Source organism: Sphingomonas sp. TF3 (genome assembly GCF_003985085.1).
GTDB lineage: Bacteria > Pseudomonadota > Alphaproteobacteria > Sphingomonadales > Sphingomonadaceae > Sphingomonas.
In genome coordinates, this window is sequence record NZ_RWKS01000009.1 from 120,744 (window position 1) to 141,458 (window position 20,715).

Consider the following 20,715-nt stretch of genomic DNA (forward strand, 5'->3'; position numbering starts at 1 on the left):
CTATCCTTCAGCCTGAGCAGATTTCGCCTGAAGCCTGGCGTCAACGATCGCGATCGCGCGCTGCACGCTGGCTTCGATCGAGAGGAAGCTGGTGTCGAGCAAGGCCGCGTCGTTGGCGGGAACCAGCGGGGCGTTGGACCGTGTCGAATCGCGCAGGTCGCGCGCGCGAATGTCGGCCAGCACCTTGTCGAGGCTGATCGTCGAACCGTGCGCGCGCAGCTCGGCATGGCGGCGCTTGGCGCGGATATTGGGCGTCGCGCGGATGAAGAGCTTGGCATCGGCATCGGGGGCGATCACCGTGCCGATGTCGCGCCCGTCGAGCACTGCGCCGCCGGGTTGATAGGCGAAACGCTTTTGCCGGTGAAACAATGCCGCGCGCACCAGCGGATGCGCCGACACGATCGAGGCGAGCGAACCGATCGCGTCGGTGCGCAGGATCGGATCGTCGAGCAGGGCATCGTCAAAATCGCACGCGGCGACAGCGTCGGCCTCGATCGAACCGTCCAGTTCCAACCGCTCTACATTCGCCGCGACCGCACGATAGAGCAGCCCGGTGTCGAGATGCGGCAGGCCATAATGCTGGGCGAGCGCGCGCGCGATCGTGCCCTTGCCGGACGCGGCGGGTCCATCGACAGCAATAATCATCGGCGAAAACTCAAAATGCGAACCAATCCAAGAAGTGCAATGGCGGCCCAGGCCAGTTCAAGGGCGAGCGCGGGGAGGTTGTAGTTCACCATCAGCGACACCGCCAGCAAGGATGCGCCGAGAAAATTCAAACCGTTCGACAAGAGGTTAGGCGCGGCATTGCGCAGCGTCTGATAAGCAAAGCCAGCGAGGATGGTCAACGCGCCCACGAAACCAAGGATGTCGGCGGCATGCGAGTCGATCATCCCGCGCCGCCCTGCAGTTGCGCGATCTGGGCGAAAAAAGCGGGGTAGCTGGTCGCGACCGGGCTGGCATCGTCGAGCGTGACGCCGGTGCCGTCATTGGCGCGGCGGCAGTGCAGGCCAGCGACCGTCATGCTCATCGCGATGCGGTGGTCGAGCAGGGTCGCGATGGTACCGCCACCCGGCAGCGGATCGCCACCAGTGCCGTCTATGATCATGCCGTCCTCGACCTCTTCGACACGCGCGCCGATCACGGTGAGGGCGGCGGCCATCGCGGCGATGCGGTCCGATTCCTTGACGCGCAACTCGTCGGCACCGCGCGCTACGGTGCGGCCGCTGGCGAAGGCTGCGGCGACGAACAGCACTGGATATTCGTCGATCATGCTGGGCGCGAGATCGGGCGGGATTTCGATGCCGGTAAGCGCCGCATGGCGTACGCGCAGGTCGGCGACCGGTTCGCCGCCGACATCGCGCGGATCCAGTTCCTCGATGCTCGCGCCCATCATCCGCAACGCGGTGAACAGTCCGGCGCGGGTGGGATTGAGGCCGACATTTTCGACCACGATATCCGACCCCGGCACGATCGTTGCCGCGACGACCAGAAAGGCAGCGGAGGAGGGGTCGCCCGGCACGACGATCTGCTGGGGGACAAGCTCGGCCTCGCCAGTGATCGAGATGATGCGGCCTCGCGGCGAGGGCTCGACCGTCACGTTTGCACCAAACCCGCGCAGCATCCGCTCGCTATGGTCGCGCGTCGCAATCGGTTCGATCACGCGGGTGATCCCCGGCGTGTTGAGCCCGGCCAGCAGCACCGCCGATTTCACCTGCGCCGATGCGACGGGCAGGGTGTAGGTGATCGGGATGGCCGGGCAGATCCCGCGCAGCATCAGCGGCAAGCGGCCGCCCGGGCTCGACGTGAACTCCGCGCCCATTTGCGACAGCGGCGTTATCACGCGCCCCATCGGACGTTTGGACAGCGAGGCGTCGCCAATGAAGGTGGCTGTAATGGGATGGCTGGCGACCAGCCCCATCAACAGTCGGGTCGAGGTGCCCGAATTGCCCATGTCGAGCGCATTGGTCGGCTGCAGCAGGCCACCGACGCCGACGCCGTCAATCGTCCACACACCATCGTCGCCCCGGACGATGCTTGCGCCCATTGCGCGCAAGGCGGCGGCGGTGGCGAGAACATCCTCGCCCTCCAGTAGGCCGGTGACGCGACTGGTGCCGACGGCGAGCGCCGAAAACATCAGCGAGCGGTGACTGATCGACTTGTCGCCCGGAACGCGAACGCGACCGGTGAGCGGACCAGAGGGTTGGACTTCAAGCGGAGCGGGAGTAGGATGTGCCATCGGCCCCGCGCTTTGACAGTGCGCTTGCGCTATGGCAAGGCGCGCCCCACTTTGCGGCGTCGCGGTCGCAAGATCTCATTATCATCTTGAAGAAGGTCAACTCGGCATATGATCCAGCCGGAATGGGGCACGAAGCGTACGTGCCCGAAATGCGCCACCCGTTTTTATGACCTGGGCAAGGACGATCCCGTCACGTGCATCAACTGCGGCGCACATTGGGAGCCCGAGCCGATCCTGAAGTCGAAGCAGCCGCTGCCGTTCGAGCAGGCCAAGCCGGAGCTGATCAAGAAGGACGACGATCTCGCCGGTGACGACGAGGATCTGGACACCGGTGAAGACGAGGAGCCCTCGCCCGACGACGAGGTCGATCTCGGCGGTGATGACGATCTCGGCGTGGAAGCGCCGACCAGTGACGACGATCATTGATTTCCAGGCGTAATCGATGATTTTTTTGGCAAGCGGCACATTGGCCGCTTGCCAAGGGCGCGCCGCCTCGGTAGGGGCGACGCCTTCCCGCTGAAGGTCCGGTTTTACGGACCTTCGAAAACGCGATGGGGCCGTAGCTCAGCTGGGAGAGCGTTCGCATGGCATGCGAAAGGTCAGGGGTTCGATCCCCCTCGGCTCCACCATTTTTCCTGTAAATCCGGATGATGTGTCACGGGACCAAAACCGCGGCACCATCGAACCGGCCATGCCGCAAATCGTCCAACGCCGTATTGGCGTTTTGGAGCGAGTAGACCGTGGTCTTTACGGCGATCCCGATTTTGGGGACAAGGCCGAGGAAATCGATTCCATCCTGCCGCGTGAGATTGGCGACCGACACGAGTTGGCGTTCTTCCCAGAGAGCTTCGTAGGGGAAGCTCGGGATATCGCTCATATGAATCCCGGCGCACACCACGCGCCCGCCCTTGCGGACCGCCTTTAGCGCCATCGGAACGAGATCACCTGCCGTCGCGTAGATGATCGCGGCGTCCAGCTGTTCGGGCGGACTTTCGTCGGACCCGCCCGCCCAAATCACGCCCAGGCTTCGCGCAAAGTCCTGCGTTCGTGTGTCGCCCGGCCGCGTGAAGGCGAAGACCGCACGTCCCTGCCATTTTGCGACTTGCGCGACGATATGGCCTGCCGCACCAAAACCGTAAATTCCCAACCGCTTGCCGTCGCCCGCGATCTTAAGCGACCGCCAGCCGATCAACCCGGCGCAAAGAAGCGGTGCCAGCGACACGTCGCTACCGGATTCTCCAAGCGGGAAAGCAAAGCGTGCGTCGGCGATCACCGAGGTCGCAAACCCACCATCCCGGGTATACCCCGTGAATTGTGGCGCATCGCACAGATTTTCCCGCTGCTCCCGGCAATATAGGCACACGCCGCAAGTGTGGCCGAGCCAGGGGATGCCGACCCGATCCCCTATTTCTAAGTCTGCGACGCCCGCACCGATCGCGTCGACGCGACCGACGATCTCATGACCGGGAATGATCGGCGATTTCGGGTCGGGCAATTCGCCATCGACAACGTGCAAGTCGGTGCGGCAAACCCCGCAGGCAAGCACCTTCACCCCGACTTCGCCGGGGCCGGGTGCACGATCGGGCAGCTCGGTCCACTCAAGCGGCGTTCCCGCGCGGTTCAATACCATCGCCTTCATGGTCCGAAACTCCTCGCACGGGTGCCTTGGTTCTGCCCTGACAGACGCAGGTTCACGATCGTTGAGCAGGGAACTCCGATGATAGCGGGCTACGCGACCGTCGGGAGGTTCGGATATTACGCAGGTTTCCACCTGTAAGGGCCGTTCGGCGATCATTCAGCCCGGTGCCGTTGGCTGCGCGGGACGGCGCCGGTGCCGGTCAGCGATACGCGGCCGCCGCTCGACCGGGATGGGGTACGCAGGCCAGGTCAGTCGCAAGACGTTCTTCCACACCCCTAGCGTATCGGCGGGTCGGCGTTTACATGGACCGCCACGACTCGCTCCCCACTACGCGCAGGACACGGCATCCCATGGACATTCGACTCGGCTTAACCTTCGACGATGTCCTGCTGGTGCCGGCGGAATCCGACATCGTACCGAGCCAGACCAACACCGCGACGCACGTGACCAAGGGTATCGCGCTCGATATCCCGATCCTGTCGTCTGCAATGGACACCGTGACCGAGGCGGACATGGCGATTGTGATGGCGCAATTGGGCGGCATCGGTGTGCTGCATCGCAATCTCGAGATTGACGAACAAGTCGCCGCAGTGCGAGCGGTCAAGCGCTTCGAAAGCGGCATGGTCGTCAACCCGATCACGATCGCGCCCGGTGCGACGCTCGCCGAGGCGCAGGCTTTGATGGTGCGCAACCGCATCAGCGGTATCCCGGTGGTCGAGGCCGATGGCAAACTCGTCGGCATCCTTACCAATCGCGACGTGCGCTTTGCCGAAAACCCGCATCAGCCGGTGTCGGAGCTGATGACCCACGAGAATCTCGCGACCGTCTCGACCGGCGTCGGCAAGGAAGAGGCGCGCCGTCTGCTCCATCAGCGCCGGATCGAGAAGCTGTTGGTGGTGGACGAGCAATATCGCTGCGTTGGCCTGATCACCGTCAAGGATATCGAGAAAGCTGTCACCTATCCCAACGCTACCAAGGATGCTGCCGGGCGCTTGCGCGTCGCCGCCGCAACGACGGTGGGCGACAAGGGGTTTGCCCGCACCGAGGCGCTGGTCGATGCCGAACTCGATCTGGTGGTGATCGACACCGCGCATGGCCATAATCGCGACGTTGCGCGCGCGGTCGAGCGGGTGAAGAAGCTCAGCAATTCGGTGCAGGTGATTGCGGGCAACGTCGCCACCGCCGAGGCAACGCGCGCGCTGATCGATGCGGGCGCGGATGGCATCAAGGTCGGCATCGGGCCGGGCTCGATCTGCACCACGCGCGTGGTCGCAGGCGTCGGCGTGCCGCAATTGACGGCAGTGATGGATTGCGCCGAAATCGGCCTGAAGGCGGGCGTGCCGGTGATCGCCGACGGGGGCCTGCGGACCTCGGGCGACCTCGCCAAGGCGCTGGCGGCGGGTGCTTCGGCGTGCATGATCGGGTCGCTGCTGGCGGGCACCGAGGAAGCGCCGGGAGAGACCTTCCTGTATCAGGGGCGCGCGTACAAATCGTATCGCGGCATGGGTTCGGTCGGCGCGATGGGTCGCGGATCGGCTGATCGCTATTTCCAGGGCGACATCAAGGACCAGATGAAGCTGGTGCCCGAGGGCATTGAGGGCCAGGTGGCGTTCAAGGGCCCGGCCAAGGACGTGATCCATCAGCTCGTCGGCGGGATTCGCGCGGCGATGGGCTATACCGGCTCGGCCACGCTCAAGGACCTGCAGGAGCGCGCGCGCTTCGTGCAGATTACGGGTGCGGGGTTGAAGGAAAGCCACGTCCACGACGTTGATATTACGCGCGAAGCGCCGAATTACCCGACGCGCTAATTTTCTCCCTCTCCCCTTCAGGGGAGAGGGTCGGGGAGAGGGGCAGTGTTGCGCGCCCTTCGTTGCTGCCCCTCTCCCGCGCTTCGCTTCGCTCGCTTGCCCGTTGGCGGTAAACAGTGCCCCGCACTGTTTAGGTCATGCCGGGGGCATGACCGGCCGCCGACGCCCCGCAAGCGGGGAGAGGGATAAAAAGAATGACCCCATCTGCCCGCACCCAAGCCGCGATCGAACTGCTCGACCAGATCATCGCGGGCGCACGCGATTCGGGGGCGGCGGCGGATACGATCGTCGCGCGCTACTTTGCGACGCGGCGTTATGCTGGATCGAAGGACCGGCGCGCGGTGCGCGAATTGGTCTATGCCGCGATCCGGGCACTCGGCGAACGTCCGGCCTCGGGCCGCGCGGCGTTGCTGGCGCTGGCCAAGGCGGACCCGGAACTTGCCGCGACCTTTGACGGCGTCGGCCACGGCCCGGCAGTGATCGGACCGAGCGAAACCCCGGCCAAGACCGGCATCGCGCCCAACTGGATCCTCGATCGCTTGCGCCAATCGGGGCTGGATGATTCCGAATTTCCGGCCCTGATCGACCGCGCGCCGCTCGATGCGCGGATCAACCGCGTGATCGACGAAGTGATCGAGATTGAGGGAGCCGAGCCGATTGCCGGGTTGCCAAACGGGTTGCGTCTGCCCTCTGGCACGCAAGTCGAACAACTCCCGGCCTACAATCATGGTGCGATCGAAGTGCAGGATGCAGGCAGCCAGTTCGTCACGCTCGCTGCGCGGGCCCAGCCGGGCCAGCGTATCGTCGATCTGTGTGCAGGCGCAGGCGGCAAGACGCTGGCGCTTGCGGCGGCGATGGGCGGGCAGGGGGCCCTGCTCGCCACCGATACTGATCGCGCCCGCCTCTCCCGCCTTGCCCCGCGGGCGGAACGCGCGCGCGCCGGTATCATCGAAACGCGGCTGCTCAATCCCGGACGCGAAGTCGAGATGCTCGACGATTGGCTCGGCAGCGCCGATTGCGTGCTGATCGATGCCCCCTGTTCGGGCACCGGCACGTGGCGGCGCAATCCCGAGGCGCGCTGGCGGCTGACCCCGGACAGGATCGAGCGGCTGGTCGAAACGCAGCGCCATGTCCTCGAAGTCGGCGCGACGCTGGTCAAGCCGGGCGGCACCCTCGTCTACATCGTCTGTTCGCTGCTCGACGAAGAAGGGGCTGGGCAAGTGGCGGCATTCCTCGCGGCCAATCCGGGGTGGCGCGCGCAGTCGGTCGATCTGGGAGCAGGACGCGCGCATGGCGCGGGCACGCGGCTGACTCCGGCACACGATGCGACCGACGGGTTTTTTGTCGCGCGATTGCAACACGCGTGATAGCTCTGTCGTCGTGCCAAAGCTGGAGTATCTCATGCGTTATACGTCTGTCGCCGTCGCCGCTGCGCTGACGCTGCTCACCGTTGCGACTGCGGTGCAGGGACAACGCGGTGAGGATACGATCGACGGGCGGTCGATGGCGCTGCTCGCGCGCGGTCGGGCGCTGCAGGCGGCGGGCAATCTCGACGCCGCGACCGACACGCTGGAAAGCGCGCTTGCGGTCGATCCGCGCAATCGCGGTGCGTTCGTGACGCTCGCGGAAGTGGCCAAGACACGCGGCCTGCCGGGCAAGGCGATCCGCTTGTATCGCGAGGCGTTATCGCTTGATCCCAATGACGTCGTTGCCTTGAGCGGGCAGGGCGAGGCGCTGGTCGCCAAAGGCGCAGTCGCGCGCGCGCGCGAAAATCTCGCGCGGATCAAGACGGTGTGTGGCAAGCGGCCTTGTCCCGAGGTAGCCGCGCTGACGGCATCGATCGCGAAGGGGCCACCCATCGTAACGGCCGCAGCAGCGGCACCGGCGGCAGCTCCCAAGAAAGACTGAACCCTGGAACGGGGAGGAGCGACTAGCCCAGCGCGCGCGCCAAGGCGACGAACTCGGTGACGCTGACGGTCTCGGCGCGCCGCGTTGGGTCGATGCCAACGCGCTCCAGCGCCTCAAGCGCACCAGTAACGCCTTTGAGGCTTTGCCGGAGCATCTTGCGACGCTGCCCGAACGCAGCGGCCGTCAGCCGCTCCAGCGTCGCGAAGCGCACGCCCTCAGGCGCGTCTCCGGGCACGATATGCACCACCGCCGACATCACCTTGGGCGGTGGGGTGAAAGCCGAGCGGTGGACCGGCATCGCCAGCGTGGCACGCGACCGCCACTGCGCGAGCACCGCAAGCCGCCCATACGCCTCGCCGTCGGTTGGCGCGACGATGCGGTCGGCCACCTCGCGCTGGAACATCAAGGTCAGGCTTTGCCACCACGGAGCCCACTCCGCCGACAGCCAGCGTACCAGCAACGCCGTGCCGATATTATAAGGCAGGTTGGAGGCGATGTGCGGCTTGCCCTCGAACAGCGATGCGGCGTCAATCTCCAGCGCATCGCCCTCGATCACGCGCAGCTTGCCGGGAAACGCCTCGCCCAGTTCAGCCAGCGCGGGGATACAGCGATGATCGCGTTCGATCGCCGTGACGCGAGCACCCGCCGCCAGCAAGGCGCGGGTCAAGCCGCCGGGGCCGGGGCCAATCTCCAGCACTTCGGCGTCGTTCAAGTCGCCGGGAATCCGTGCGATCCGCGCCAGCAATTGCGCATCGAGCAGGAAATTCTGCCCAAGCGCCTTGCTCGCATTCAGACCGTAGCGTGCAATAACGTCGCGCAGTGGTGGAAGGTCGGGGCGCGGGGGCACCGAAGCGGGCTGGCTCACGCGTCGGCGGCAGCGCGGCGCTCGGCTGCCTCGCCCGCCAGCCGGATCGCGGCGATCGTCGCGCCGGGCTCGGCAATGTTCTTGCCGGCAATGTTGAACGCAGTCCCGTGATCGGGCGATGTGCGCACGATCGGCAAGCCGAGCGTGATGTTCACGCCCGAATCGAAATACAGCGTCTTGATCGGGATCAGCGCCTGATCGTGATAGCAGCACATCGCCGCGTCATAGGTTGCGCGGGCGCGGGCGTGGAACATCGTGTCGGCAGCAAAGGGCCCGGTCGCGTCGATCCCTTCGCTTTGCAGGATCTCGATCGCGGGGGCGATCAGGTCGATCTCCTCGCGACCGATCGCACCGCTTTCCCCGGCATGGGGGTTGAAGCCGGCAAAGACGATGCGAGGCTTGAGGATCCCGAAATTGCGCATCAGCCCGCGCGCTGTCGCGCGCGCTTTCGATACGAGCAGTTCGATCGACAACAATCCGCTCACTGCAGCAAGCGGAACGTGGGTGGTGATCGGAACGACGCGCAAGTCAGGGCCAGCCAGCATCATCACCGCATTCTCGCCCGCTATGCCGCAACGTTCGGCCACGAACTCGGTCTGACCGGGATGATTGAACCCGATTTTATAGAGTTGCGCCTTCGACACCGGCCCTGTCACCAATGCGCGCGCGGCACCGGAACGCACCAGGCCCGCCGCGAGCTCCAGCGCGCGCAGCGCACAGCGTGCACCCTCGACATCGGGAATGCCGGGCATGATCTCGCCGCCATCCTCGACCGTCAGCACCGGCAACGCAGTCTCGAACACGCGGTTGGTATCTTCCGGGTGCGAGATCGGCTCTACCGGTCCATCCCACACCGCCGCGATCGCCCTGGCGTCGCCCGTGGCAAAGAACGGCGGCAATCCCTCCGCAACGCGCTGCGCCCAGGCTTTGGCGATGATCTCGGGGCCGATCCCGGCCGGATCCCCCATCGATATGGCGAGCGGCGCGAGCATGGCGTTTTCTCCCCGGTCAGCGATATTCGATGATCGCGTCGCGTCGCAAATCGCGGAGCAACTGGTTCGCGCGCAGGTTCACGCGTGAATTTTCCATCAAAGTTCGGACCTGCTCGACGCCGGGAATGCGCGGCCCAGTCGCTTCGTCGCGCCCGCACAGCACCAGCGAGCGGATGCCGTCCTTCGCCGACCCGAAGGGCGGGGTCGATTCGCCGACCTGCAGTTTCAGCATGATCTCGCGCAGCGGTCCCGGCAGATCCTTGATCCGCACCGAATCATTGTCGACCACGTCGGCACCGAGCGCGGTCGCAACCTTGGCGACTTCACCGCAACCGTGAATCGTCTGGCTCAGCTTGGCGAACTCGGTAACGCGCGCATCGGCCTGGGCCTGCGTCGTGCCTTCGGCAAAGCGCACGCTGAGCTGCTTGAGCGTCAGCTTGGCGTCCATCGGATCGGCGACGCCGACCTTGCGCGTGTCGACCAGGTAGATGATCGAGAAACCGCCCGGCACCTCGATCGGGCCAGCCAGATGCTCGGGCGTCATCGACTTGATCGCCTCGACCAGCGTCGGCGGCAATTGCGCCAACTGCGTTTCGCTCAACCAGTCGAGATCGCCGTCGGTCGCACGCGTGGTGGCGTCGGACAGGCGCGCATAATAGCCGAACGTGTCCTCGCCCTTTTCGCGCTTCTGGATCGAACCGATAATCTGTTGCGCCTGGTTGAACACTTCCTGCGCGCGATCCGGATCTGCCTTCAGGTAGATTTCACGCACGTGATATTCGGTCGTGCCCTGCTGCTTCTTCAGCTTCTCGATGATGGCGTTGACCTCTTCGTCGCCGACATTGATGTCGACCTTGCGCCGCAAATAGCGGTTCCACGAAAGCTCGGCTTCGATCTGGCGCTTGAGTGACCGCTCCGAGGAACCGATACCGCGCAGATAGGCCCGCATTTCGGCGACGGATTTGCCGAAGTTGCGCGCGACGGTCTCATAGCTCTTGTTGACCTCATCGGGCGCGATCTTGACCTCGGCGGTCTTGGCCTGCTGGATCTGCAACGTTTCGTCGATCAACTGGCGCGCGGTCAGCAATTTGTACTGCGCCATTTCCTCGGGCGACAGCTTCAGGTCGCGCGCCGCCACCAGCAAGGCGACGCGCTGGTCGATATCGGTGCCGGTGATGACCGCCCCGTTGACGATCGCAGTCGGCTTGCGAACGTTTGGATCGACCTTGCCGAAAATCTGCAGGTTCTTCGGAATGTCGAGCCCCACGGCGGGCGTCGCATCATCGGGTACGGTCTGAGCGATCGAACCGCCGCTGCTCGAAACAAGCGCGACGAGTGCCGCACCGAGCGCCAAACGGCGGCCGAGCGAACCGAGGCCGGTGGTGGTTGCGCCGGTCTTCTTGGTGATATCAGTCTTCACGTAGTTAAAATCCCATCCCGCGCGGTCTGCGTTTCTGCTCAGCCCAACGAGCCCTTGGAAAAGGCCGTGCAACAGGCCGCCTGAACCAGTGCTTAGCGGCCAAGATTTTTGAATGCCAGCGTCAACAGGAAGCTGTTGCCGGCACGCGCGTCGCCGGTGTCCTGATAATCGCGCTTCCACGTCACCCCCAGGCGGAGGCAATCGTCCTCATATTGGAAACCCAAGCGGTGCCGGACCGGATCGAAACCGTTGGCCAGCGACAGCGGATCTTCGTTGCGGTCGGTGAGGTCGATCACGGTCGATCCGAAGACCGACCAGAATTTGGTGACCTGCACGCGTGCGCCCAAGCGCACTTCCTCGCGGTCGCGCAGATCCTCCAGCGTCGGGTCGATGTTGCGATTGAGCCGGAGGTAGCCGATGAGAACATAGGTGCTGCGCGAGCCGACCCTTGCGTCCACTTCGTTCCGGCGAATCGCCAGATTGCCCTTGTCGAGGCGATAGCGATGCGTGATCGAGACGAAATCACGATAGCGAATTTCCGTGCGCCCGACGATGTCGGAGACCCGGCCCGAAAGCCCCGTCCCATCGGGAAACAGCGTTTCGCGATTGTTCAGGCGATAGCTCTGACCGATATTGGTCGAAATCGAAAAACCGGGAAGATCGGCCGACCAATCGACCCCATAAGTGAAGCGAGTCGAATCCTCGAACCGGTCGTATCCCGGGAAGCGGTTCAGGGCGAACAGGTTGGAATCCTCGAGATCGACTGCCCGGGAATCTTCGTTCGGCACGGCAAGATTGGTCGTCTGCGGCGAAGCGACCACTTGAAACCGCGGGGTCAGGCGCTGCGTGCCGCCCAGGAAGGTGCCGATGAACGGCCACTTCACGTCGATTGCGAATGCGCCGATCGCGCGCGCACTGATTCCTTCATTGCCGCGATAGCTCGCCACCGTCGTGGCCAGCGTGTCGTTGGCATTGTACACATCGCCGCGACCGAACGCTGTGAATGTCACCTCCTGGCCCCAGGGCGTCAATTTGCGCAGATCCCACTGCGCGCTGGCAAAGGCGCGTTGCGTATCCTGGCCCGCCGGACGCGAAATCGCGAGGCTGTTGGCTTGCAGTTCGAAAGTGCCGCCCAGCAAGCTGTCGGTAAAACGGTGGCGGTAATCGATTTCGGGCAGCGCGATCGGTTGCAGGCCCTGGCGATCGCCGACGCGCATCGTCTGGACGTACCAGCCGGCGATCGAGAAATAGCTGTCGGTATCGATGCGCTCGACATTCGCGGTGGTGCGCAGGCGATCGTCCTGCGAAATGTCATAGCGACGCAGGAAGGTGCGATCGGTGGTCAAGCGCAGCGATCCGCTGACGCTCCAATTCTCATCGAGCTGGAAGCGGGCCACCCCATCCAGATAGCCGCGAAACGAATCGGGCGTGCCGGGCGCGGTCGGGGTGAGCAGATCGGCACTGCGCGGGCTGGCGGTGGCGTACGCCTTGATCGAATAGGAACCGAGCGTGTTGAGTTCCTGATACTCCGCCTTGAGCATCGGCAGCACCGCGCTGAAAAAGCGCGGGGTGATGGTCAGCCCCTTATTGGGGGCCAGCGCGAAGTGATACGGCTGCGCAAATTCGAAGCCATTGACTCGGCCGTAGCGGAAATCGGGTGAGAGCAGGCCGCTATTGTTGCCTTCGCCGACAGGATTGGAAAAGGCGGGCAGCGGCAGCGTCGGCAAGCCGAACAGGTTGATGCGCGCGCCCGTATAATAGATCCGGCCGCGATCGGGGCGATAGAGTACGCGAACCGCCGTGATCTTCCATGTCGGCTCTTTCGGGCAGTTGCTGGAATCGGTCACCGCGCACGGCGTGTACGCCGCATCCTCCAGCACGACGACTTCATCGAGCGAGCGCGTGCCCTTGCGTGCCGCCAGGCGTCCGCCCTTTTCCAGCACCAGCAACATATTGTCGACGACGCCGTCCTTCAGCGCATCGGTCAGTTCGATCGAATCGCCATAGGCCGTATCGCCACCCGGATTGACGACCGCGATGTTGCCGCTCGCGTGGACCTTCCCGGTCTTTCGGTTCCACACCACCTTGTCGGCGCGCAGGCGGTCGCCGGAGCGGTACATACGGACATCGCCCGTTGCGGTGACGATGTCCTCCTTGCTGTCATATTCCAGGTTGGTCGCGGTGAACTGGACCTGGTCATCGGGCGCGCTCGGCGTAGCGGAGGGCGGCGGCGGGGTTACTGGGCGTGTCTGGAGGTCCTGCGCCAACGCCGGATTGGCGAGCAGCACAGCGGGAAACACACAAGTGACAAGGAGAACGGCACGCTTCACGTCGGAACAAGCACCCTGTTGCGAGAAGGCCCCGGTTGAACCCCGGTTGCCGCTGGTCGATCCCGCCCTATCGCATCGACGCCGCTTTGCTGCAATCGTGCTGCGGTGAATTCGGCGTGGCCGCTTTGCCAGCGACGCGTCGCTGTCCTAAGAACACGCGACTCATCGCATTTTTCGTAACCGAGGCCTCCCCGTAATGCAGATCGAATTTTCCAGCGCCGCGCCAGCGTCGGCCGCCGCCATTGCCCTTCTTGTCGAGAAAGACGGGCTTGCTCGTCTCGCGACCACACTGATCGACGCCGCTGCGCTCGATCTGGTGAAGGCGGCGGCGCAGGCAAGCCGGTTTGAGGGCGAAGCGGCCGCTGTGGTGGAGACCTTCGTGGCGGATGGTGCCGGTGGCGTACGCCGCGTCCTGCTGCTGGGCACCGGCGCGGCCGGCGAGGCCGAGTATGAACGGGCAGGCGGCGCATTGACCGCGCGCTTGCTCACTTCGGGCGTTAAGACCGCGAGCGTCGATTTCGCCAGCGCCGGAGCCACGCCAAAGGCGGCTGCGCGTTTCGCAGCGGCGGCCGCGCAGCGCGGCTGGCGGCATGACGTCTATCGCACCAAGCTGCCCGAGAAATCCAAGCCGACGCTCAGCACGATCGTGCTGCATGGCTCGCCCGAGGGCACCGATGCGGCGTGGAGCAAGCAGAAGGCGCTGACCGAGGGGCTGGAGCTGACGCGCACGCTGGTGGCCGAGCCGCCAAACGTGATCTATCCCGAAACCTTCGTCGCCAAGGTGCGCGCCGAGGTCGAGGGGCTGGGCCTTGAGATTACCGTGCTGGGCGAAACCGAGATGCGCGAACTGGGCATGGGCTCCCTGCTCGGCGTGTCGCAGGGGTCGGCCAAGCAGGCGCAGTTGCTGGCGCTCAAGTGGAGTGGCGCGGGCGCGGGTGACCCGGCGCTGGCGCTGGTCGGCAAGGGCGTGACCTTCGACACCGGCGGCATTTCGCTGAAGCCCGGGCCCGGCATGGAAGACATGAAGTGGGACATGGGCGGCGCGGGCGCGGTGGTCGGCGCGATGAAGGCGATTGCCGGGCGCAAGGCGAAAGCAAACGTCATCGGCGTGTGCGGCCTGGTCGAGAACATGCCCGATGGCGACGCGATTCGCCCCGGCGACGTGCTGACCTCCATGTCGGGCCAGACGATCGAAGTGCTCAACACCGATGCCGAAGGGCGGCTGGTCTTGTGCGACGTCATCACCTGGGTGCAGCGCACGCACCGCCCCAAGACGATCGTCGATCTCGCCACGCTGACCGGCGCGATGATCGTCAGCCTGGGCAATGAACATGCCGGCTGCTTCGCCAATGACGATGCGCTGGCCGATCAATTGCTGGCGGCGGGCAAGGCCTCGGGCGACCTGTTGTGGCGCTTCCCGCTGTCGGATGCCTATAACAAGCTGATCGACAGCCCGATTGCCGACATGAAGAATGTGGGCCCGCGCGGGGCAGGGTCGATCACCGCGGCGCAGTTCATCCAGCGCTTCGTCGAGCCGGGCGTGAAATGGGCGCATCTCGACATCGCCGGCATGGTGTGGGCGGACAAGCCGGGTGCGACCTATGACAAGGGCGCGACGGGGTATGGCGTGCGTTTGCTCGACCGGTTCGTTGCGGACAATTTCGAGGGCTGAGCGCCAATTCCCCTCCCGCTTTGCGGGAGGGGTTAGGGGAGGGCGGTGTTTCGGGTCGAACGGGTGCCAGCGATGGATTTCCCTCCCCCAGCCCAGTTCGGGGTCGGATGTGCCCCCAGCACATCCTCGACAGCGCGGGGCGCTGTCGACCCCGAGCTCGCAAGCGGGAGGGGAGTAGGTGCAAGTCGATTTCTACCATTTGACGCTCCAGCCGCTCGACCGCGTGCTGCCGCGCATTGCCGAGCGTGTGGTCGAGGGGGGCGGGCGGTTGCTGGTGGTGGCGGAGAGCGTCGACCAGCGCGCCGCGCTCGACCGCTTGTTGTGGACCTATGCCGCCGACAGTTTCCTGCCGCATGCACAGGCCGACGGGGAGGGCGATGCGGCGCAACCGATCCTGATTGCCGAGCAGCCGGTCGCGGCGAACACCGCACGCAACATCGCGATTGCCGATGGCCTGTGGCGCGAGGAAGCGCTGGGCTTCGACCGCGCTTTCCATTTCTTCGACGAAGACCGCATCGGCGCGGCGCGGGTGGCGTGGAAAGCGCTGACCGATCGTCCCGGGATCGAACGGCGGTATTGGAAGCAAAATGACAATGGCCGTTGGGAGCAAGCGGCCTGAGGGTTGCCCAGAGGCTTGCCCAGAGGCTTGCCCAGAGACTTGCCCAGAGACTTGCTTTGCCGCGCCCCCGCGACTAGGGACACGCGACTTTCCAAATCCCCCACCTATCAACACAGGAGCTTCACGGTCATGGCCGCGAACCGCACGTTTTCGATCATCAAGCCCGACGCCACGCGCCGCAACCTGACGGGTGCCGTCACCAAGATGCTCGAGGAAGCCGGCCTGCGCGTCGTCGCCTCCAAGCGCATCCACATGACGCGCGAGCAGGCCGAAGGCTTCTACGCCGTCCACAAGGAACGCCCGTTCTTCGGTGAGCTGGTCGAGTTCATGATCTCGGGCCCGGTCGTCGTGCAGGTTCTCGAAGGCGAGAACGCGATGCAGCGTAACCGCGACATCATGGGCGCGACCAACCCCGCCAATGCCGAGCCGGGCACGATCCGCAAGGAACTGGCCGAATCGATCGAAGCCAACACCGTTCACGGTTCGGATTCGGACGAGAATGCGGCGATCGAAATCGCCTATTTCTTCAAGCCCGAAGAAATCGTCGGCTGATCATCTGATGCAATGGCGCGTGCGACAGGCAGGTGTGGCGGATGCCGACCTGCTGTCGCTTGTCGCCAATGCGACCTTCCTGGATACCTATGCGCCGTCTTTGGAGGGCGCGGACTTGCTCGCGCATTGTCTCAAGAACAATCGCGCTGAGGCCTTTGCGGTGTGGCTCGCCGATCCCGCGACCATCGTGACCGTTGCCGAGATCGAGCCGGGCCACGCACCGCTCGGGTACGCCGTTCTCACCGCACCGAATTTCCCGATTGCGCTGGAGCCGACTGATATGGAGCTCCGCCGCATCTATTCGTTGCGGCAGGCACATGGGACCGGCCTTGGGCCTGCGCTGATGGCGCGCGCGATCGAGGATGCGACGCGGATCGGCGCGCGCCGGCTGTTGCTCGGCGTGTGGGAGCAAAATGCGCGGGCGCGCGCTTTTTACGAACGGCACGGCTTCCGCGTCATCGGCACGCGCGAATTTCAGGTCGGCAGCGAAGTGCATATCGATCCGATTTACGCGCTGGACCTCTCGTCTAGGGTTTCGGCTTCGGCTTGACGTTGGCCCACACCGCATCGAGGCTCGCTTGCGTGCCGCCGAGTTCGTGCAGGTGCAGGCTTTCGAGCTTGAGCGAACGGCCGAACGGGAAACCGCCCTCTGCCTTCCAGCCAATATCATAGATGCCGCGCGTGGTGCGCGGGGTGTCGCCGTCCCAATAGGTGAGCGCGATGAGGACGGGCAGGCGGCCGGTTTTCTTTTCCGTGGCCCCATCGGTTGCCTTCAGCACTTCATGCTCGAACCAGCCGCGCTCGATCGTATCGCCGACGGTATCCTTGCTGCCGATGCCGAGCTCGCTCGGGAAGGTAACGGTGGCATCGCGGATCGGGTGGCGGTCGTCATGCTGGAGCAGCAAAGCCGTGCCGTTGGCCGCAGGCACCGCGCGCACGTCGAAGCGCGAGGAGTCGCGCTGCGCCTTGACCGCGGCGACCTGCTTGTCGGCCTGGTCGGCGCGGTGATCGGACCAATTGAGATACAGGCTACCGCCCGCGATCAGCAATCCGGCGACGGCGATAAATTCGCCGAGGTTGATCCAGCGCCGCCGCGTTGCTGCGGCTTCCGCCTGGGCGACGGCTTCGGTCGCCGCGACCTGGATTGCGGGGTCGTGCGGGGGCGGGGTTTTCGTGATGTCGTCGCTCATCGTCCACCCGCTTCCAGCAAGCGCCGCGGCGCCACCAATTCCCAACTGATCGCGATCCGGTCGCCAATGCGGTCCCAGTCGACCTCTTCGCGATCGAGCCGCATCGCAATCCAGCCAGATGGCCCGAGATAGGGCGGGCTATAATAACACTCCGGGTCCAGCTCGATCAGTATCGCTTGCTCGTCGCGGCCAGTGGTCTTGACGATCACCACGGTTTCGCCGTCGCCATGATGGTTATGCCAGAAATAGGCGAAGAACTTGCCCTTTTCGATCAGGAAGCCCGGCGATCCATGCGACGCCCGCTCAACCGTTTCCGGCAACGCCAAGGCGAGCGCGCGGACTTTGGCGAGCGGAAGGTCGGGATCGGGGCTCATCGCGTGACGAAGTCTGCCAGAACCGAGGGGTAAAGGCCATGCTCGGCCGCGAGCACGCGCGCGGCGAGGGTGTCGGATGTGTCGCCGGGGAGGATCGGCACTTCGGCCTGGCCGAGCACTTCGCCGCCATCGAGCTCCTCGGTCACGACATGGACCGAGCAGCCCGCCACCGCATCGCCCGCCGCGATCGCGCGGGCATGGGTGTCGAGGCCCTTATATTTGGGCAGCAGCGAGGGGTGGATATTGATGATCCGCCCACGCCAGCGCGCGACGAAGGCGTCGGACAGCAGGCGCATATAGCCAGCGAGCGCGATCACCTCGACCCCGGCGGCGCGCAGCGCAGCGTCGATCGCGGCTTCATAGTCGGCCTTGGGCATGCCCTTGGGCGATTGGGTGAAGGTGGCGAGGCCGCGCTCGCGCGCCCAGGCGATGCCGGCGGCATCGGGCTTGTCGGAAGCGACCAAAGCGACGTCATAGCCGCGTGCGTGCTCGACCAGCGCCATCATGTTGGAGCCACGGCCCGAGAGCAGGATGCCGACTTTGCGGTTCAAGACTCCCCTCCCGCCTGCGGGAGGGGCTGGGGGAGGGGCGTGTCTTCACGCGATGCGATGCTGCTGGAGGCCAGGCCCTCCCCCAGCCCCTCCCGCAGGCGGGAGGGGAGCAGGATGGCGTCACCCATGATTGTGCGTCGCGGTCCAGGCGCTGCGGCCGCCCCAGGTTTCGAGCGAGCCGGTCACGGTGCAACCGCGCACGCCCGCTTCGACCGCGCCGATGGTGAACACGGTTTCGCCCGCCGCAGTCAACGCTGCCGTCACCGCCTCGACCTGATCGGGCGCGACGGCGGCGACCATGCCGATGCCGCAATTGAAGGTGCGCGCCATTTCCTCGGGCTCGATATTGCCCTGCGCTTGCAGGAACGCCATCAGCCGTGGCTGCGGCCAGGCATCGGCATCGATCCGCGCGTGGACGCCTGCGGGCAGCACGCGCGGCACATTCTCGAGCAAACCGCCGCCGGTGATATGGGCGAGGCCCTTGATCCGCCGCTCGGCCAGCAAGGGCAGCAGCGACTTCACATAGATGCGGGTGGGTGCCATCAGCGCATCGATCAGCAGCACGTCGGCATCGAACAAAGCGGGGCGATCGAGCTTCCAACCTTTGTCGGCAGCCAAGCGGCGGACCAGCGAGAAGCCGTTGGAATGCACACCCGACGAGGCGAGGCCGAGCAGCACGTCGCCGGGGGCGATGTCCTGCCCGGTCAGCACGCGATCCCGCTCGACCGCGCCGACGCAGAAGCCAGCGAGGTCATAGTCATCCGCGGCATACATGCCGGGCATTTCGGCGGTCTCGCCACCGATCAGCGCGCAGCCCGCCTGGCGGCAGCCTTCGGCGATCGACGCGATGACGCGTTCGGCGACCGCAGGGTCGATTTTTGCGGTGGCATAATAATCGAGGAAGAAAAGCGGTTCGGCACCCTGCACGATCAGATCATTGGCGCACATGGCGACGAGATCGATTCCGACTCCGTCATGCGCATTATGATCGATCGCGAGTTTCAGCTTGGTGCCGACGCCGTCATTGGCAGCGACCAGCAAGGGATCGGCGAAACCCGCCGCCTTCAAATCAAAAAAGCCGCCAAAGCCGCCGAGTTCTGCGTCCGCGCCCGATCGTCGGGTGGACTTGGCGAGCGGCGCAATCGCCCGGACCAGGGCATTGCCCGCTGCAATCGAGACGCCCGCTTGGGCATAGGTATAGGACGTCGCGTCCGAGTTCGTATCGCTCATGATGCCCGCCTAGCCATATCCTGCTTGGATTTCCACGCCTCCTTCGCCAAAAGGGCGCCGACATGTCGATCCGCCGCTTTTCCCGCCCCCTGCAGTTCGCCGCTGCGCTTGCCCTCGTGGCGACCGGCGGGCTTGTGCTCGCGCAAGTCGATGATCCCGATCAGGGCCTCGCGTCTGCCGACAGCTCGGGCAGCTATGAGGTCAGCGGCATCGCGGTCGACGTCACGGGCAAGACCGCCGACGCCGCGCGCTATGCGGGCTGGCGGATCGCGCAGCGCAAGGGCTGGGCGATGCTGGCGCAGCGTATGGGGCAAAGCGCCACAGCGCTATCCGACGGTGCTCTGGACGGGATGGTGTCGGGGATCGTCGTCGAAGATGAGCAGATCGGGCCCAACCGTTATGTGGCGCGGCTCGGCGTGCTGTTCAGCCGCGCTAAGGCCGGGGCGATCTTAGGGATAGCCCCCGAAGCGGCGCGATCGGCCCCGATGTTGACGATTCCGATCGAGATCAGCGGCGGCGTCGCCACCGGTTTCGAACAGAAGACGGCGTGGCAGGATGCGTGGCGGCGCTATCGCACCGGCAACAGCTCGGTCGATTATGTTCGTCCGACCGGCACGGGCGGCGATGCGCTGTTGCTGACGCTCGGCCAGGTCGAACGGCCCGGTCGCGGCTGGTGGCGCGTGGTGCTCGATCAATATGGCGCAAACGACGTGCTCGTCCCTAAGGTTACACTGCGTCGGGAATGGCCGGGCGGGCCGATCATCGGCATGTTCGAGGCACGGCACGGCCCGGATAACCGGTTGCTCACGCAATTTTCGCTCCGCGTCGACCGGGCCGATGCGTTGCCCGTGCTGCTCGACGCCGGGGTCAAGCGGATCGACGATACCTATCAGGCGGCGCTGCACGCGGGGCTGCTGGGGACCGATCCCGGCCTCGCTTTTGTTGCGCCGGTCGTTGCCGCGACACCGACCGACACGCCAAGCGATGTCGGTACCGGCGACGTCGCGGCTGGCACTCAACCGGGTGCGAGCGGCAGTGTGATCACGATTCAAGTCGATACGCCCAGCGCGGGCTCGGTCACCGCGACCGAATCTGCATTGCAAGTGGTGCCGGGGGTGCGCTCGGCCGTCACCACCAGCCTTGCCATCGGTGGCGTGTCGGTGATGCGAGTCGGCTTCGATGCCGATCCCGCTGTGTTGCGCGCTGCGCTGGAGGCGCGCGGCTGGACCGTGGTTGCCAGTGGCTCGACGCTGCGCATCCGGCGCTCGGGGCAGCCATCCGCAGGTGGGCAAGCAGCCCCGCCGGCTGATAACACGACGGGTTGACGGG

General features: G+C 65.3%; 21 protein-coding genes and 1 tRNA gene. 10 read left to right on the forward strand and 12 right to left on the reverse strand.

Annotated features, from left to right (window positions below; translation table 11 throughout):
* Genes EJC47_RS10235 through aroA form a run of 3 tightly spaced genes read right to left on the reverse strand, consistent with a single transcriptional unit; the run spans position 1 to position 2,236 of the window.
* On the reverse strand, positions 1-645 hold the full coding sequence (locus EJC47_RS10235) for a (d)CMP kinase (protein ID WP_126847340.1): 645 nt from the start codon (positions 643-645) through the stop codon (positions 1-3).
* The gene (locus EJC47_RS10240) at positions 642-890 is read right to left on the reverse strand and encodes a CBU_0592 family membrane protein (RefSeq protein ID WP_185867634.1); all 249 of its coding nucleotides are present in this window, start codon (positions 888-890) and stop codon (positions 642-644) included. The genes EJC47_RS10235 and EJC47_RS10240 overlap by 4 nt, the downstream gene beginning before the upstream one ends.
* Positions 887-2,236, reverse strand: a complete 1,350-nt coding sequence (gene aroA / locus EJC47_RS10245; RefSeq protein ID WP_126847342.1) for a 3-phosphoshikimate 1-carboxyvinyltransferase — start codon at positions 2,234-2,236, stop codon at positions 887-889. The genes EJC47_RS10240 and aroA overlap by 4 nt, the downstream gene beginning before the upstream one ends.
* Before the next feature lie 108 nt (positions 2,237-2,344).
* On the opposite strand from aroA, the gene EJC47_RS10250 reads away from it, so the two are divergent.
* A complete protein-coding gene (locus EJC47_RS10250; RefSeq protein ID WP_126847345.1) occupies positions 2,345-2,662 on the forward strand; it encodes a TIGR02300 family protein in 318 nt (105 codons plus the stop codon).
* A gap of 127 nt (positions 2,663-2,789) precedes the next feature.
* Positions 2,790-2,865 (forward strand) — tRNA-Ala (locus EJC47_RS10255).
* A gap of 26 nt (positions 2,866-2,891) precedes the next feature.
* Here the strand turns inward: EJC47_RS10255 and EJC47_RS10260 are convergent.
* Positions 2,892-3,875 (reverse strand): zinc-dependent alcohol dehydrogenase family protein, encoded by a 984-nt coding sequence (locus EJC47_RS10260; protein WP_033963201.1) that lies wholly within the window; start codon positions 3,873-3,875, stop codon positions 2,892-2,894.
* A 350-nt stretch (positions 3,876-4,225) separates the two neighbouring features.
* Between EJC47_RS10260 and guaB the strand changes: the two genes are divergently transcribed.
* The 3 genes from guaB (at position 4,226) to EJC47_RS10275 (ending at position 7,591) form a co-directional block, all read left to right on the forward strand.
* The gene (gene guaB / locus EJC47_RS10265; protein WP_033963199.1) at positions 4,226-5,683 is read left to right on the forward strand and encodes an IMP dehydrogenase; all 1,458 of its coding nucleotides are present in this window, start codon (positions 4,226-4,228) and stop codon (positions 5,681-5,683) included.
* Positions 5,684-5,877: 194 nt separating this feature from the next.
* Positions 5,878-7,050, forward strand: a complete 1,173-nt coding sequence (locus EJC47_RS10270) for an RsmB/NOP family class I SAM-dependent RNA methyltransferase (protein ID WP_126847347.1) — start codon at positions 5,878-5,880, stop codon at positions 7,048-7,050.
* 34 nt (positions 7,051-7,084) lie between these two features.
* The gene (locus tag EJC47_RS10275) at positions 7,085-7,591 is read left to right on the forward strand and encodes a tetratricopeptide repeat protein (protein ID WP_081988865.1); all 507 of its coding nucleotides are present in this window, start codon (positions 7,085-7,087) and stop codon (positions 7,589-7,591) included.
* 22 nt (positions 7,592-7,613) lie between these two features.
* Here the strand turns inward: EJC47_RS10275 and rsmA are convergent, their stop codons facing one another.
* The 4 genes from rsmA to EJC47_RS10295 form a co-directional block, all read right to left on the reverse strand.
* Complete coding sequence (gene rsmA / locus EJC47_RS10280; RefSeq protein ID WP_126847351.1) at positions 7,614-8,456, reverse strand: 16S rRNA (adenine(1518)-N(6)/adenine(1519)-N(6))-dimethyltransferase RsmA; 843 nt, start codon at positions 8,454-8,456, stop codon at positions 7,614-7,616.
* Complete coding sequence (pdxA, locus tag EJC47_RS10285; RefSeq protein WP_126847353.1) at positions 8,453-9,448, reverse strand: 4-hydroxythreonine-4-phosphate dehydrogenase PdxA; 996 nt, start codon at positions 9,446-9,448, stop codon at positions 8,453-8,455. The genes rsmA and pdxA overlap by 4 nt, the downstream gene beginning before the upstream one ends.
* 16 nt (positions 9,449-9,464) lie before the next feature.
* Positions 9,465-10,868 carry a peptidylprolyl isomerase gene (locus EJC47_RS10290; RefSeq protein ID WP_126847355.1) on the reverse strand — a complete coding sequence of 468 codons (1,404 nt, stop codon included), beginning with the start codon at positions 10,866-10,868 and terminating at the stop codon, positions 9,465-9,467.
* A gap of 92 nt (positions 10,869-10,960) precedes the next feature.
* Positions 10,961-13,198 (reverse strand): LPS-assembly protein LptD, encoded by a 2,238-nt coding sequence (locus tag EJC47_RS10295; protein WP_126847357.1) that lies wholly within the window; start codon positions 13,196-13,198, stop codon positions 10,961-10,963.
* A gap of 196 nt (positions 13,199-13,394) precedes the next feature.
* Between EJC47_RS10295 and EJC47_RS10300 the strand changes: the two genes are divergently transcribed.
* The 4 genes from EJC47_RS10300 to EJC47_RS10315 all read left to right on the forward strand — a co-directional run bounded on the left by EJC47_RS10300 (position 13,395) and on the right by EJC47_RS10315 (position 16,591).
* On the forward strand, positions 13,395-14,870 hold the full coding sequence (locus EJC47_RS10300; RefSeq protein WP_126847360.1) for a leucyl aminopeptidase: 1,476 nt from the start codon (positions 13,395-13,397) through the stop codon (positions 14,868-14,870).
* Positions 14,871-15,048: 178 nt separating this feature from the next.
* Entirely contained in the window at positions 15,049-15,489 is a 441-nt protein-coding gene (locus EJC47_RS10305) for a DNA polymerase III subunit chi (RefSeq protein WP_126847362.1), read from the forward strand.
* A 129-nt stretch (positions 15,490-15,618) separates the two neighbouring features.
* Positions 15,619-16,041, forward strand: a complete 423-nt coding sequence (gene ndk, locus EJC47_RS10310) for a nucleoside-diphosphate kinase (protein ID WP_126847364.1) — start codon at positions 15,619-15,621, stop codon at positions 16,039-16,041.
* Between the two features lie 19 nt (positions 16,042-16,060).
* Positions 16,061-16,591 (forward strand): GNAT family N-acetyltransferase, encoded by a 531-nt coding sequence (locus EJC47_RS10315; RefSeq protein WP_312845341.1) that lies wholly within the window; start codon positions 16,061-16,063, stop codon positions 16,589-16,591.
* Here EJC47_RS10315 and EJC47_RS10320 read toward each other — a convergent pair.
* The 4 genes from EJC47_RS10320 to purM all read right to left on the reverse strand — a co-directional run bounded on the left by EJC47_RS10320 (position 16,569) and on the right by purM (position 19,386).
* A complete protein-coding gene (locus tag EJC47_RS10320) occupies positions 16,569-17,231 on the reverse strand; it encodes a hypothetical protein (RefSeq protein ID WP_126847368.1) in 663 nt (220 codons plus the stop codon). The two genes, EJC47_RS10315 and EJC47_RS10320, sit on opposite strands and share 23 nt — an antisense overlap.
* Complete coding sequence (locus EJC47_RS10325; protein WP_126847370.1) at positions 17,228-17,605, reverse strand: MmcQ/YjbR family DNA-binding protein; 378 nt, start codon at positions 17,603-17,605, stop codon at positions 17,228-17,230. The genes EJC47_RS10320 and EJC47_RS10325 overlap by 4 nt, the downstream gene beginning before the upstream one ends.
* Positions 17,602-18,111 (reverse strand): phosphoribosylglycinamide formyltransferase, encoded by a 510-nt coding sequence (gene purN / locus EJC47_RS10330; RefSeq protein ID WP_126847474.1) that lies wholly within the window; start codon positions 18,109-18,111, stop codon positions 17,602-17,604. Before purN ends, EJC47_RS10325 begins: the two co-directional genes overlap by 4 nt.
* A gap of 165 nt (positions 18,112-18,276) precedes the next feature.
* Complete coding sequence (purM, locus tag EJC47_RS10335; protein ID WP_126847372.1) at positions 18,277-19,386, reverse strand: phosphoribosylformylglycinamidine cyclo-ligase; 1,110 nt, start codon at positions 19,384-19,386, stop codon at positions 18,277-18,279.
* Positions 19,387-19,448: 62 nt separating this feature from the next.
* Here purM and EJC47_RS10340 point away from each other — a divergent pair, with 62 nt between their 5' ends.
* Positions 19,449-20,711 (forward strand): heavy-metal-associated domain-containing protein, encoded by a 1,263-nt coding sequence (locus EJC47_RS10340; protein ID WP_126847374.1) that lies wholly within the window; start codon positions 19,449-19,451, stop codon positions 20,709-20,711.
* Positions 20,712-20,715 lie beyond the last annotated feature (4 nt).

Bases quoted from the DNA above. Each gene is read 5' to 3' on its own strand.
- guaB (WP_033963199.1), top strand. From the start codon at position 4,226: ATGGACATTCGACTCGGCTTAACCTTCGACGATGTCCTGCTGGTGCCG.
- EJC47_RS10275 (WP_081988865.1), top strand. From the start codon at position 7,085: ATGCGTTATACGTCTGTCGCCGTCGCCGCTGCGCTGACGCTGCTCACC.
- purN (WP_126847474.1), bottom strand. From the start codon at position 18,111: ATGATGGCGCTGGTCGAGCACGCACGCGGCTATGACGTCGCTTTGGTC.
- EJC47_RS10235 (WP_126847340.1), bottom strand. From the start codon at position 645: ATGATTATTGCTGTCGATGGACCCGCCGCGTCCGGCAAGGGCACGATC.
- EJC47_RS10260 (WP_033963201.1), bottom strand. From the start codon at position 3,875: ATGAAGGCGATGGTATTGAACCGCGCGGGAACGCCGCTTGAGTGGACC.
- ndk (WP_126847364.1), top strand. From the start codon at position 15,619: ATGGCCGCGAACCGCACGTTTTCGATCATCAAGCCCGACGCCACGCGC.
- pdxA (WP_126847353.1), bottom strand. From the start codon at position 9,448: ATGCTCGCGCCGCTCGCCATATCGATGGGGGATCCGGCCGGGATCGGC.
- EJC47_RS10250 (WP_126847345.1), top strand. From the start codon at position 2,345: ATGATCCAGCCGGAATGGGGCACGAAGCGTACGTGCCCGAAATGCGCC.
- purM (WP_126847372.1), bottom strand. From the start codon at position 19,386: ATGAGCGATACGAACTCGGACGCGACGTCCTATACCTATGCCCAAGCG.
- EJC47_RS10340 (WP_126847374.1), top strand. From the start codon at position 19,449: ATGTCGATCCGCCGCTTTTCCCGCCCCCTGCAGTTCGCCGCTGCGCTT.
- EJC47_RS10325 (WP_126847370.1), bottom strand. From the start codon at position 17,605: ATGAGCCCCGATCCCGACCTTCCGCTCGCCAAAGTCCGCGCGCTCGCC.
- EJC47_RS10300 (WP_126847360.1), top strand. From the start codon at position 13,395: ATGCAGATCGAATTTTCCAGCGCCGCGCCAGCGTCGGCCGCCGCCATT.
- EJC47_RS10240 (WP_185867634.1), bottom strand. From the start codon at position 890: ATGATCGACTCGCATGCCGCCGACATCCTTGGTTTCGTGGGCGCGTTG.
- aroA (WP_126847342.1), bottom strand. From the start codon at position 2,236: ATGGCACATCCTACTCCCGCTCCGCTTGAAGTCCAACCCTCTGGTCCG.
- EJC47_RS10320 (WP_126847368.1), bottom strand. From the start codon at position 17,231: ATGAGCGACGACATCACGAAAACCCCGCCCCCGCACGACCCCGCAATC.
- EJC47_RS10270 (WP_126847347.1), top strand. From the start codon at position 5,878: ATGACCCCATCTGCCCGCACCCAAGCCGCGATCGAACTGCTCGACCAG.